This is a genomic window from Haloarcula vallismortis ATCC 29715 (assembly GCF_000337775.1).
Taxonomy (GTDB): domain Archaea; phylum Halobacteriota; class Halobacteria; order Halobacteriales; family Haloarculaceae; genus Haloarcula; species Haloarcula vallismortis.
This window is the reverse complement of sequence record NZ_AOLQ01000006.1, coordinates 1-12,319: the sequence shown is the minus strand read 5'-3', so window position 1 is coordinate 12,319 and position 12,319 is coordinate 1. Positions and strand designations below refer to the sequence as shown.

Annotated in this window: 15 protein-coding genes and 2 pseudogenes; 9 read left to right on the top strand and 8 right to left on the bottom strand. The window is 60.1% G+C overall.

Annotation, left to right across the window (positions count from 1 at the left end):
• Window positions 1–79 precede the first annotated feature (79 nt).
• From C437_RS02145 to C437_RS02120, 6 genes and pseudogenes are all read right to left on the bottom strand, one after another.
• Window positions 80–478, bottom strand: coding sequence for a hypothetical protein (locus C437_RS02145; RefSeq protein WP_004515228.1), 399 nt, complete (start codon window positions 476–478; stop codon window positions 80–82).
• Between the two features lie 11 nt (window positions 479–489).
• Window positions 490–1,635: an NAD(P)/FAD-dependent oxidoreductase gene (locus tag C437_RS02140; RefSeq protein ID WP_004515227.1), complete on the bottom strand. Its 1,146-nt coding sequence runs from the start codon at window positions 1,633–1,635 to the stop codon at window positions 490–492.
• Window positions 1,632–1,880: a sulfurtransferase TusA family protein gene (locus C437_RS02135; protein WP_004515226.1), complete on the bottom strand. Its 249-nt coding sequence runs from the start codon at window positions 1,878–1,880 to the stop codon at window positions 1,632–1,634. The genes C437_RS02140 and C437_RS02135 overlap by 4 nt, the downstream gene beginning before the upstream one ends.
• Before the next feature lie 314 nt (window positions 1,881–2,194).
• A pseudogene (locus tag C437_RS21200) lies at window positions 2,195–2,904 on the bottom strand (type 1 glutamine amidotransferase).
• Between the two features lie 42 nt (window positions 2,905–2,946).
• A complete protein-coding gene (locus tag C437_RS02125) occupies window positions 2,947–3,519 on the bottom strand; it encodes a DsrE/DsrF/DrsH-like family protein (RefSeq protein WP_004515225.1) in 573 nt (190 codons plus the stop codon).
• Between the two features lies 1 nt (window position 3,520).
• Window positions 3,521–3,766: a sulfurtransferase TusA family protein gene (locus C437_RS02120; RefSeq protein WP_004515224.1), complete on the bottom strand. Its 246-nt coding sequence runs from the start codon at window positions 3,764–3,766 to the stop codon at window positions 3,521–3,523.
• Window positions 3,767–4,015: 249 nt separating this feature from the next.
• Here C437_RS02120 and C437_RS02115 point away from each other — a divergent pair, with 249 nt between their 5' ends.
• The 4 genes from C437_RS02115 to C437_RS02100 are packed head-to-tail and all read left to right on the top strand — an operon-like array spanning window position 4,016 to window position 7,426.
• On the top strand, window positions 4,016–5,257 hold the full coding sequence (locus C437_RS02115) for an MBL fold metallo-hydrolase (RefSeq protein ID WP_004515223.1): 1,242 nt from the start codon (window positions 4,016–4,018) through the stop codon (window positions 5,255–5,257).
• A gap of 6 nt (window positions 5,258–5,263) precedes the next feature.
• Window positions 5,264–5,755 carry a YeeE/YedE family protein gene (locus tag C437_RS02110; RefSeq protein WP_004515222.1) on the top strand — a complete coding sequence of 164 codons (492 nt, stop codon included), beginning with the start codon at window positions 5,264–5,266 and terminating at the stop codon, window positions 5,753–5,755.
• Entirely contained in the window at window positions 5,755–6,225 is a 471-nt protein-coding gene (locus C437_RS02105) for a YeeE/YedE family protein (protein ID WP_004515221.1), read from the top strand. The genes C437_RS02110 and C437_RS02105 overlap by 1 nt, the downstream gene beginning before the upstream one ends.
• 19 nt (window positions 6,226–6,244) lie before the next feature.
• Window positions 6,245–7,426 (top strand): inorganic phosphate transporter, encoded by a 1,182-nt coding sequence (locus tag C437_RS02100; RefSeq protein ID WP_004515220.1) that lies wholly within the window; start codon window positions 6,245–6,247, stop codon window positions 7,424–7,426.
• 9 nt (window positions 7,427–7,435) lie between these two features.
• Here the strand turns inward: C437_RS02100 and C437_RS02095 are convergent, their stop codons facing one another.
• Entirely contained in the window at window positions 7,436–8,275 is an 840-nt protein-coding gene (locus C437_RS02095) for a universal stress protein (protein WP_004515219.1), read from the bottom strand.
• 380 nt (window positions 8,276–8,655) lie between these two features.
• Here C437_RS02095 and C437_RS20430 point away from each other — a divergent pair, with 380 nt between their 5' ends.
• Both C437_RS20430 and C437_RS02090 read left to right on the top strand, forming a co-directional pair.
• The gene (locus tag C437_RS20430) at window positions 8,656–8,817 is read left to right on the top strand and encodes a DUF7512 family protein (RefSeq protein WP_004515218.1); all 162 of its coding nucleotides are present in this window, start codon (window positions 8,656–8,658) and stop codon (window positions 8,815–8,817) included.
• Window positions 8,818–8,820: 3 nt separating this feature from the next.
• The gene (locus tag C437_RS02090; protein WP_004515217.1) at window positions 8,821–9,849 is read left to right on the top strand and encodes a sulfite exporter TauE/SafE family protein; all 1,029 of its coding nucleotides are present in this window, start codon (window positions 8,821–8,823) and stop codon (window positions 9,847–9,849) included.
• Here the strand turns inward: C437_RS02090 and C437_RS20880 are convergent.
• Window positions 9,830–10,080 (bottom strand): annotated as a pseudogene (locus C437_RS20880) (ParA family protein); the annotation flags it as partial. The gene C437_RS02090 and the pseudogene C437_RS20880 sit on opposite strands and share 20 nt — an antisense overlap.
• A gap of 310 nt (window positions 10,081–10,390) precedes the next feature.
• Here C437_RS20880 and C437_RS02080 point away from each other — a divergent pair.
• From C437_RS02080 to C437_RS02070, 3 genes are all read left to right on the top strand, one after another.
• On the top strand, window positions 10,391–10,678 hold the full coding sequence (locus tag C437_RS02080; protein WP_004515216.1) for an amphi-Trp domain-containing protein: 288 nt from the start codon (window positions 10,391–10,393) through the stop codon (window positions 10,676–10,678).
• 508 nt (window positions 10,679–11,186) lie between these two features.
• Window positions 11,187–11,555: a UPF0175 family protein gene (locus tag C437_RS02075; RefSeq protein ID WP_004515215.1), complete on the top strand. Its 369-nt coding sequence runs from the start codon at window positions 11,187–11,189 to the stop codon at window positions 11,553–11,555.
• Complete coding sequence (locus C437_RS02070; RefSeq protein WP_004515214.1) at window positions 11,552–12,058, top strand: hypothetical protein; 507 nt, start codon at window positions 11,552–11,554, stop codon at window positions 12,056–12,058. The genes C437_RS02075 and C437_RS02070 overlap by 4 nt, the downstream gene beginning before the upstream one ends.
• Window positions 12,059–12,319: the final 261 nt, after the last annotated feature.

The following is a 12,319-nucleotide window of genomic DNA, read 5'->3' as shown; positions in this document are numbered from 1 at the left end:
ATTCTTTGGAACGTGGACGGTGGTCAGCCTATCAGTTTGATTCTTGCCGCCCGCGCGAGTGAGGACAAAAGACCTGCTTTCACTGGTTCTGGACCGCGCGACCGAGCGACCGGACGACCGTGAGCACGTACCGGATGCCAGTGAGAAACTCGCCACTTCGAATCCCATCCCAGACGTCGTGCAGGTCGACTGGCCCGCTGGAATCGGCCTCGCCGAGTGCGCTGAGGACAGTCTCTAGCGCCCTCCGAGTGTCGTCGCTGGCGGCCGTATCCGCAAGTTCTCCTAGCGAGGCGCCGGTCCCGGCGAGGGATGTGACCATTTCGTCGTCCATCGCAGCAGTCCCGAGTTCGGCTACTTCGACCAGTTCGTTGATTGTCTCAAGGTTGCGGACAAACGTGGCGAAGCCCTCAGGATTCTCCTCGATGGTGGTGGTCAGTTCCTCCGTCACATCGTCGGCTGATGGTTGTTGATCACTCATGGTTGGTCACCTCAGAGCAGCCCCAGTGCTGTGAGCCAGTATGATTCGTTGTAGGCGAGCTTCGACCAGTGCATGGCCCGGGTCGGCTCACTTGGCTCCGGCGGACGTTCGTAGTCGAACTCGACGAACGTGGCGTCGTCCATCCCAGTCTCGATGAAGCAGACGGTCTTACCGCCGTAGACGGCCGTTGCTGGCTGGCCCCGGACCTCGCTTGCAACCCGCTGAGCGACGACGTTGGCCTGATAATGCGCTGCACTCCCGGCTTTTGGAACCCCGGTCTGGGCGGCGTCGCCGATAGCGTACACGTCGTCGAAGCCGGTCGCTTCGAGCGTGTGCTTGTCGACGTCCACCCACCCCCCATCGCCGAGCCCGGCCGACTCGACGAAGTCGCTACCAGTGTGTGGCGGGATGGCGACGAGGAGGTCATAGTCCAAGTTCGTCCCCTCCATCGACACGATTGTCTCTGCCTCGGGGTCGACCGCCTCGGCGTTGAACATCGTTTCGATGGCGATGTCGCGCGCCCGGAGACGCGGGTCGGCCCAGTCCGCAATGTGTTCGTTTCCGTGGACCCGCATGATGGGGTAGGTGTATGTGATGTCGAACGCGTCCCGACGGCCCCGTTCTCGGAGCCAGTCGTCGACCATGAACGTGAACTCAAGCGGTGCGGCTGGACACATGTGCGGTGTCCCGACGACACTCAGGACTATGTGGCCGCCGTCCATCGCCAGAAGTTCGTCGCGGAGGGCTTGCGCACCGTCATCGCCGTAGAAGTGGTGTCCACCCTCAGCGAGACCTGGAACTCGCTCCGGTTCGAGCTGTGCCCCTGTCGCGACGACGAGTTTGTCGTACGGTGCGGGGTCGATTGCCTCGACGAGTTCGAGCTCTTTTCGCTCGTGGTCGACGTCAACGACGTAGTCCTGCCGGATGGTGATGCGGTCGTCGACGACCTCTCGAAGGGGCCGCCGGCCGTCCGCGGGTTCGCGCTGTCCGAAGGCGACGTAGAGCCACACCGGCTTGTAGACGTGGTCCTTGCCGTCGTTGAACAGCGTTATCTCGACCACGCCGGCGGCTAACTCCGCGTCGAGCTTCTCTGCGAGTGTGTTCGCCAGTACGGTACCACCGGTGCCACCACCGACGATTGCGATGTGTTCAGTCATCGTTTCTTCACGTGAATCCTGTAGTGGTCGCCTTCATCGACAACGTCGAGGACTTCGTTGCCGGACTCGTCGGCCCACTCCTGTACTTCGGTCGGCGACTTCTCGGTGTCAGTCAAGAGGGCAATAACGGTGCCGATGTTGACAGCTCGCACCTCAGAGATGAGGTCCATCAGCGGACCCGGACAGGTCGCGCCCCGAGCGTCGACGGTCGTGTCTGCCTCAGTGTGATTTTGTCTGGTGGTCATGTTCTCTCATCTGGACGTAGGCAGGCTTTGCATATAATAGTGTGCAGTAATTCCAAGACTATGAGAAAGCAATCTGCCCGTGCACAAGTATGCCCTGGTTATACCATACTGGCCTAAAGTGGGTAGAAGCCCTGGCACTCAGAGCTGAGAGAATATCGAGTGTCCAGCGGAGACAGCCGAACGGCTGGTCGACGGGAGTATCGTCGTCCGCTCGCTGCCCGAGCCATCGACGGTGCGGGCGTCGATGCACGCGATCATAGTCAGCAGCCGACCGGCTTGCGACCGCACTGACAGCGGCATTCTGAGGTGCCGAATTAGTCGTATCGACCCGGTCGCTGCTGGTGCGTGGCGACCAGTTCGAGGAAGTTATCGAACACCGTCGTCGCCTCTTGGGCGGCCGTGACCGACTCGCCGGTCATCGTCGCCGTTACTGCCTCCCGCCGTTCGTCGGTGAGGTCTTTGTTGCCGATGACCCACTCGGCTGTCTCGCGGTCGTACTCTGGGTGGAACTGGACGCCGTAGCGTGTACCGAGTCGAAACGCCTGTATGCCGTACTCGTTTCGCGCCAGTTCCACCGCGCCCGCGGGCAGTTCGGCGACGCGGTCGGAGTGTGTCTGGAACGCGGTGAACGACGACGACGTGTCGGCAAACACGGGTCCTCGCCTCGCCGGTGGACTGTTCGGTATCCGAGTTCGTGTTCGCCCATGTCGACCACGCGTCCGCCAAGAGACTGTGCGAGGAACTGGTGGCCCCAGCAAATCCCCAGTGTCGGTACGTCTGCTCGGTGGACAGCCCGGACCCACGACGTGAGGTCGTGAATCCAGCCGCGGTCGTCGTACACCGACGTCTGTGACCCGCTGATGACCACGCCGTCGTATCGCGAGTCGACGCCCGCCGGCACCGGTGGGAGTTGGCTGTCGCTGACTTTGTACACTGTCGTTTTGGCGTCGAGCGACCGGGTCAGGTTTCGTTCGGCGGGCGTCTCACCGACTGACGCATCGACGACTGCGATTCTCTGGTTCATGTTTGGGTGGTCCGTGCAAAGCCGCTCGGTGGCTCTCGTCGCTCAGACGAGCAATTGGATGTCGGACTCTGCCATATGCTGGAGCGCGGTGGCCGCGCCGACGCCGACAGTGACATCGTCGTGGAAGTCGTCCTCGTCGTAGTCCATCAGCTCGATGGTCATCTGACAGGCCTGCAGTTCGACGCCCTGGTCCAGCGACAACTCGATGAGTTCGTCGATCGTTGCCGTCCCGTTGTCATCGATGCGCTTTTCCATCATCCGCGTCGCCATGCGGTCCATGCCAGGCAGCGCCGCGAGCGCGTTCGGCATCGGCATGTTCGGATTACCGACGGCCGACAGCTGGAGGTTCCCGGACTTCTCCTCGTGGAGGATATCCAGTCCCCAGAACGTGTGGAACACGACGACGTCCCAGCCGAACGCGGCCGCAGTGCTGGCGAGGATGAGCGGGGGATACGCCATGTCGAAGGTCCCCTGTGTCGCCACGATTGTCATCTTCTTTTGCTCGTCGTCAGCTTTCAGGTCGGCGACGGTCTCTTCGAGCTCTTCGATGCGAGCCTGCAGCTCCGCCTCGGTCAGCGAATCGCCGTCGCTCGCCGGTGGTGTGTCCGTGCTCATTTTAGTCCGTCTTCTCGACGTAGTGTTTGTACACGTCGCCCTCGTCGACCTGTTCGAGCAGCGCCACACCATTCGTCCCTTCGGCCCACCCCTCGATGTCACTCATACTGCCGCTGTCAGTCGCGAGGACCTCCAGTACTGACCCTTCTGCGAGGTCGTCTATCGCCTGTTTCGTCTTGACGACCGGCATTGGGCACGATGCACCTTTCACGTCGAGCGTCTCCGCGATGTCGAATGCTTCACTCATTGTTGGAAGGACTCCATCTACTGTATTGGAGCTACTGCACAATATCAGTCCGACGGTTAAAAGAATGTCGATTATTGCACTATCCTAGCACGACCGTGTATAGCTGAATAGCTGATGAAGGCGATACAGAGAACCTCAAGACGCTATTTTCTATCCGGAACAGCATTATTGCTCCTCTAGTATTGTGTATATTGAGAATTTCTATACAAACCCTTTTATATCTCAACCCTGTAGCAGTGAGTGTACTACATGAACGCTGAAGACTTCCCGACGCCGGATGCAGACGTCGAATCGGTCACGCCTGAAACACTGAAATCGCGCATCGACGACGGAGAGTCGGTCACAATTCTCGACGCCCGCATGTCTGGGGACTACGAGGAGTGGCACATCGACGGGGAGAACGTCGAATCCATCAACGTCCCGTACTTCCACTTTCTGGAAGACGAGCTGGATGCGGACATCATCGCGGACGTTCCGGACGACCGCGAGGTCACGGTTCTCTGTGCCAAAGGCGGTGCCAGCGAGTACGTCGCGGGCACGCTCGCGGAACGCGGCTACGACGTGCACCACCTCGAAGACGGTATGAACGGGTGGGCGCGCATCTACGAAACCGTCGAAGTCACCGACTACGACGGGGCCGGCACACTGTTGCAGTACCAGCGCCCGTCCTCTGGCTGTCTCGGGTATCTGGTCTACGACGACGGCGAAGCCGCCGTCATCGACCCACTGCGTGCCTTCACCGACCGCTACCTCGACGACACCGCGGAACTCGGTTCTGCGAGCCCTGCCTCGCACGCTCAGCAGGACGCTGACGAGTTGGGTGTCGACCTGAAATACGCGCTCGACACGCACATCCACGCGGACCACATTTCGGGAGTCCGCAACCTCGATGCGGCGGGCGTCGAGGGCGTCATCCCCGCAGCTGCTGTGGATCGTGGGGTCACCTACGCCGACGACCTGACGACTGCCGAGGACGGCGACACCTTCGAGGTCGGCGACGTCACCATCGAGACCGTCGCGACGCCTGGCCACACGACTGGCATGACCTCGTATCTTATCGACGACAGCCTGCTCGCCACCGGTGACGGGCTCTTCATCGAGAGTGTCGCTCGACCGGACCTCGAAGAGGGCGACGAGGGTGCGCCCGACGCGGCCCGGATGCTCTATGAGTCACTGCAGGAACGCGTGCTGACACTGCCCGACGACACGCTCATCGGAGGCGCGCACTTCAGCGACACGGCCGAACCGGCGAGCGACGGCACCTACACCGCACCGATCGGCCAGCTCGTCGATGAGATGGATGCACTCAGTATGGACGAGGACGACTTTGTCGAGACGATTCTGGCCGACATGCCGCCGCGACCGGCGAACTACGAGGACATCATCGCGACGAACCTCGGCCAGAACAGCGTCGACGACGACGAGGCATTCACGCTGGAACTCGGACCGAACAACTGCGCGGCGAGCCAGGAATCGCTCGCGGGTGACTAATCGTCAATGGTAGCTGACCCTGTCCCGCTGCAACTGGCCGCCGAGCTGTTCCCCAACGGTATCAGCCGGTATGCCATCGGCGGCCTCTTTGTCGGTCTCGGCGCGGCGGTTATCTACGTGGGCACCGGCATCAGCGCCGGCGCGAGCACGTTCCTCGAATCGACGCTGTCGTACGTCTCCAGTCAGTCACGTTTCCAGCAGTACGTCGCCTCTCGTGACTGGCGACTCGTGTTCACCCTCGGCATCATCCTTGGTGCGGCCGTGTACGCGGTCGTCTATCAGAACGGCGCGTGGACGACGGATGTCGCCTGGTGGCGGCTGTTGCTTGGTGGCATCTTCGTCGGTATCGGAACCCGCGTCGGAAAAGGCTGTACCTCGGGCCACGGCGTCTGTGGCGTGGGGTCGGCCTCGAAAACGTCGCTGGCGGGCGTCCTCGCCTTCCTGCTGGTCGCGATACTGACTGCACAGGTCGTCGCCGCGCTGGGGGTGACGCCGTAATGGCGACGTCGACGGACCGACATCCGCTGTTCATCCCGCTCGTGCTGGTCGGCGGGCTCATCTTCGGCTTCGGCCTCGGATACAGCCACATGGCCCGCCCCGAGGTGGTGCTGAACTTCCTCCAGTTCGAGGACTTCGGCCTGTTGTTCGTGATGTTTGGCGGCGCGGCCGTGACGGGAATCGTGTTCTTTGTCATGCCGCGCGTGCTGGACCGGGCACCACTGACCGGCGATCCGTTCGAACGTCGGCTGAAGTCATTTGACCGGAACGTGCTGATTGGTGGTGCGATATTCGGCGTCGGCTGGGGGCTCTCCGGGATCTGTCCGGGTGCCGCCTACGCCAGCCTCGGAATCGGCAACGTGACCATCCTGTGGGCGCTTGCAGGGATGTTTATCGGCGCGTGCCTGCAGGGGTGGTGGCGCAGCCGCGCAACCGATGGCGTCGACCCGTCTCCCACAGGAGCGGACTAAATCACCGACGGGTTTGACAATGGAACTCCAGTTTCTCGCGCTCTTCTTGACCGCCAGTCTCGCGAGTCTGTTCATGTCGTGGGTCATCGGAGCCGGCTCCAGCGGCGCAACACCCTTTGCGCCCGCTGTCGGTGCCAACGCTATCTCGACGATGCGGGCGGCGTTCGTCGTCGGCATCTTTGGGCTCGCGGGCGCGGTGACTCAGGGTACGAACGTCTCTGAAGCGGTCGGACGCGGCCTCGTCGGTGGCGTCACCCTCCCCGCCATGGGAGTCATCGTCGCGCTGCTGGCCGGCGCTGGGCTCATGGCCGTCGGTATCTACACCGGCTACCCTATTGCAACGGCGTTTACCGTTACCGGCGCAATCATCGGTGTCGGGATAGCCCTCGGTGGCACCCCCGTCTGGGGGAAGTACCAGCAGATCGGTGCCATCTGGGTCCTGACACCGGTTGTCGGCGGCGGTTTCGCCTACGCCATCGCGCGCGTGCTGCCGCGGTCTGACGTCCCGGAGTCGGCCACGATTCCGACGCTCGCGGCGCTGGTCGGCGTTGTGATGGCCAACGTCGAGTTCGCGTTTCTCGGGCCCGAGGGCGGCCCCGGTTCGCTGACGAGTCTCGGCCAGCGGCTGTTCGGTATCGACGGCGTCGTGGCGACGGTCGTTCTCTCCGGCATGGTTGTTGCCGTAGTGTGGGTCGTGGTGTACCGAGACATCCGCCACGATGAGGCGGGCGGGCTCAGACACGTCCTGCTGGCGCTCGGTTCGCTGGTCGCTTTTTCCGCCGGTGGGAGTCAGGTCGGTCTGGCGGTCGGTCCGTTGCTCCCACTGCTGGACGATGTCGGTGTACTCTCGCCAGCGGCCGTCCTGCTGGGGGGTGGCCTCGGAATTCTGGCCGGGTCGTGGACCGGTGCACCACGGATGATAAAATCGCTCGCACAGGACTATTCCTCGCTGGGCCCGCGGCGCTCTATCGCCGCGCTCGTCCCCTCGGTTCTCATCGCGCAGCTTGCCGTCTTCCTCGGCGTTCCGGTGTCGTTCAACGAGATTATCGTCAGCGCTATCATCGGAAGCGGTGCCGCAGTTGGCGGCAGCGAGGCGGTCGACCCACGGAAGATTCTGGTCACGGTGGGCGCGTGGGCCGGGTCGTTCACGCTTGCACTGGCCGTCGGCTTCGGATCGATGACCGCGATGGGCGCGCTCTGACCGCCCGTTTCAGGCGGTTCGCGGCGGCGGGACAAGGAAGACATTCCCGTCCGCTCTGGCAACGATATCCTCGGAGACGCTACCGAGCAACAGCCGACGCATCCGGCTTTGGCCGCGAGAGCCGACTAGCGTCGTCGTTGGCGTCACGGACGCTTCGACGTCGAGTATCTCCTCAGCAGGGTCGCCATGGCGGACCTCGACGCTCGTCTCGATGTCCCACTGTGACAGTGTGTCCGCGAGCGATTCAAGGCGTTCGGACGGCTCTTCTTCGCTTGTCGCATCTTTCGGTGACTCGACGTGGACGAGCGTCGCTACCTGAGTCGCGTGACGGAGATACTGAAACGCATCGAAGGCACGCGCCGCGTTTTCGGAGAAGTCAGTCGCGTAGAGCACCCGCTGGAACAGGTGCTCCCTGAGCACGTCCGGTTCGTCGGTACTGCGTTCGATGCGGTTGACCAGCAGTGGCACCACCGTGGTCCGCGCGAGGTTCCGGGCCGTGGAGCCGATGACACGGTTGTCCAGTGGACTCTGCCCTCTGGACCCGATTATTGTCATGTCGGCTTTCTCTGCCTCCGCGATACCATTGATACGGCGATGGGGGGTCCCACGCACGACGTGAGTCTCAGTGTCGAACCCGGCGTCCTCCATCACGTTTTGGTACCGCCTGAGTCCCTTTTTGCGCCGCTCGCTGAAATTCATTCCCGGCATCCCCGCGTGAACGTTCGATGGGATGACCGTGACGAGGTGGATCGTATCGACACCGATGCGGCCGAGACACTCGAGACATGTCTCGTTCTGTATCGCCGCTTCACTCGCTGCCGAGAGGTCTGTCGCATAGATGGCTCTCATACTTGAGGGTACGCGACCGACTGTTAATATTGCTTTGGTAGCACAATATAGATGCGTGTGTATTGGACCGTATAGCTCCTATTGTCCTTGACATCTGGTCAACTCAGGAAGCGATTCCGAACCGGACTCTCTTTTTCGAGCTATCCGGTAGAGCGGCGCGCGGAACTTTATTACGGGTGATATGGAGACGTTCAAAGCTCTGCTGGGCGTGGCTGATATCCACATAACGTATACAGATATCCCCGTGGGATAGCGGTGTGATACCTGTCGATAATATTGTTTACTAGTCCCAAAACTGTTATCAGTACCCTCCGATTATCGTAGACCGAGTAGAAAAGTATGATACATTCACGACAGCACAACTTTGGGGGCAAATCCCTATGGTAGACCTCGCGGCCTTCGCATCGATGGGTGCAGGCAGCATCGACGCGGCGATGCTCATCGGCGCGGTACTCCTGGAGGCGGCCATCCTCTATGTCGGGTACGGAGCAGTTGAAGAGGTATTTGGACAGCGTGTCGTCGAGCGGTTACGAGGGGAGTGACAGATGGAGATACTGGGACTCAGCCTGGCGATGGTGGTGTTGTTCGTCGGGTTCGGCCTGCTCGTTGGTGTCCTGTTCGGCTTCTTCGGGATGGGTGGGTCGTTCCTCGTCACTCCGGCACTACTGGTGATGGGATATCCCACCCGAGTCGCCGTCGGAAGTGGGCTCGCGTTCGTGTTCGGTACCTCGGTCATTGCCACACTGAAGCACCGAGACATGGGGCAGGTCGATTACAAACTGGGGGTGTTGATGATTGCCGGGACGACCGCTGGCATCGAAGCCGGGAAAGAGATCGTCCTCCATCTGGAGGCACTTGGACTGGCTGGTAGCATTATCAGCGTCACGTACGTCGTCCTGCTGGGCGGTATCGGCGCGTTCGTCACCTACGAGGCACTTCGAGGCGGCGATGGCGGCGATGGGATTGACCACGATGCTGCGGAGGATGATGTCGACGCCGACGACATCCCGGAGATAGCCAAGAAGATTCAGTCGTACCGCATCCCGCCGATGATATCGCTCCGTGGCGGCGTTAGCGTCTCTCTCTGGATGATACTTGGTGTCGCGTTCGCTACCGGTCTACTGTCTGGATTCCTCGGTGTCGGCGGCGGCTTCATCCGTATGCCCGCGCTGTTCTATCTCATCGGGGTTCCAGTCCCTATTGCCGTCGGGACCGACCTCTTCGAGATCGTCTTCTCGGGCGGGCTCGGGAGCTTCCTGTACGCACTGGACGGCGGTGTCGACCTCGCTATCGTGCTCCCGCTGCTGGCGGGGAGCGCTTTCGGAGCCCGTGTGGGTTCTGCTGCGACGAGCATCGTCGACGAGGACGATATCAAGGTGTACTTCGGGCTAATGTTGCTTGGTGGAGCCCTCGCCGTTGCAGTCCGTGAAATCGGTAATGTCTATGGCATTGGCGCCCTGAATACGGTTAGTCTAGTACTCATCCTCGGCTCCGCGTTGCTGGTCAGCGGTGCTGTCGTCTACAGCAGCATCACTGCGCTCCGGGAGGAGAGCCAGTCGTCATCGCCCGTGTAAACGGCCTCTCGGGCGGTACAGTGCTGTTTACCATATGCCGGAGAAGATTGTCAGCACCACTGTCGGCTCGGTCCGTATCGACTCCTATCAGGCGAGGCAGGTCACCGTCCTGTGGGTCCAGTGGCACTACGACCGGTTGCATCCGGCCCGAGCGTGTGCGACCGCCAGATTCGCCGTCAGCGACGTTTTTCGGACGCCCTCGGCTTCCGAGTAGACGGTGTAACTCAACATACTCTTGCCTGTATCTTTCTTGGATGCAAATCTTAGATGACTTTCGCATCTCCGATACCGCAGGTAACTGCGTAGGATCGGCCGTCCGTTCGAAAAGTGGTTGGTGAGATCATCGTTTGGCCCCGATGCCACATCTGCAGCACGGTAGTTCCGTTATTGGCTGAGTATCGGAATTAGGACATCCCAGCGCTACGACGACTGTATCGCGTTGGCAATGGACGTGCTCTTCGGGATAGTCGACCGGAGCTTGTTTGTCATATCGTCGTCCAGAGGGCGGGTTTATTTTGACAGACTGTGTACCACATCACGTATGCCCGAAGAAGTTCTGTTCAAATCAGAAAGTGACCAAAGTCGAGAAGAGATTGCCTCCTACCTCCGGAAAGTTGCGGACAATCTTGATAGTGGGAGCGATATCACCCTGAAAGCAGGCTCCGAGACCGTGACACTGGCTCCCCCAGCTCGACCGACCTTCGAAGTCAAAGCCGAACGTGAAGGACCGGCGGGTAACATGACTGAGCTGAGTGTCGAGTTCGAACTCGAATGGGACGAAAGCGATGGCGAGGACGGCGGCGGAAGCGGTCAGTTAGAGATCGAGTGATCATCCCGCACAGACGAAACGTTGTTTGGCCTGTTCAGGCTGGGGCTGGGCTGTGCTCTGTTCAGGCCCTCTGTCGACCACCTCTTGTAGGCTCGATACGGCTGAGATTGGTGAGTGAACGCTACCGCTGATGTATGAGTCTGTTGGTAATATGATGCGCTTTGCCGATTCACTGGCGTATAGATTTATTACTGTCAATACGCTTTAACACCCCTGGAAAACCGAGCCCGATTCCGCCTCGGAATTGGCCGACCAACGCATACATCAAGAAATATGACTCCGCCGTACCGGGACTTCGATAATCAGCCGGTCAAGTGGGTCTATACCCGTGGTGACCGCGACTGTGCGATCAGTACACCCAGTCTGTTTGTGCTGATACTCTTCGCTCGTGAATTGTATGCTGCTATATCATTGATGCCCCAGTACTAGTTGAGACCGGTGCTCTCAATGCATATGGCATTCCGGCGCAGTTCATAAATAGTATGAAGACGTAGTTTGGGATAGAACGATGGCACGAATCACTGGGTCATATCCAGACGACCTCAACCTACTCATTGAGGGTGCTGTCGAAGCTGGCGTGTTTGGTGGCAAGAGTGATGCATTACGGGAGTTCGTCCGTGAATACTTCGAGGACCACGAAAACGAACGTATTGCAGCTGCGGTCGCCCTCTACGAACGCGAGCGAATTACACTCGGTGATGCTGCGAGGCTCGCTGATGTCGACCGATGGACGATGCGTGATATCCTCCGTGAGCACGGCGTCGAACTCCGACTTGGGCTCGTTGACGAAGATGATGCGGCCTATGAGGTTGAGGCAGCAAGCGAACTCGAATTCGATGACGAGGACTTGGGCAATGAGGACTCGCCTGCAAAATGACAGGTGCTGATATTCCACCGAATCCGAGCGTCCTGAACACGACTGTCCTCTCGAATTTCGCGTATATCGACCAGCTGTGGGTGGTTGCAGGACTCGCTGGAATCTGTGCGGTTCCAGTCGTTCGCGAGGAACTTGAACACGGCGTCGATGACCATCCGTATCTCCAGTCAGCTCTCAACGTCCTTGACGACGAAATTCCAGTCACGACGATTTCGGACACCGTCGCAAACAGAGAGGCAGTTGTCAGTAGCCATCTTGACCCCGGTGAGGCACAGGCGTTCGCCGTGGCAGACGCACACGATGGCCGCTTGCTAACTGACGATGGGGATGCCCGGTCGTTTGCCAAAGACCAGGGCGTGACCGTTGTTGGGTCGGTCGGCGTCCTGTTGGCTGCTATTGATGCTGGAAAAATCGATGAAGAAACCGCTGACAAGTGGCTGTCGACGTGGATCGATGAGATCGGCTATTACGTCCCATACCAAACGATTTCGAAGTACCGCTGACAACACTGACTGTAGTCTCAACTTCCATCTGGCCGCAGTAGCTGAGACTGGCGCTCTCAATGCATCCGGGCTAATCTTCTCGCAGTTTCGTTCAGGAAGGTGCTGAATCGGCTACTCAGTAGGTTTGCGTACTCATCGTCTCCATCCGCTGATCTCACCCGAATACAGTAGGTGCATGAGAACATATAAAAAAAGTGATGCCATGAACCCACCAACGGCGCTGGTTACAATGTCACTAGGGACGTTAACTTGTCTTCTTAT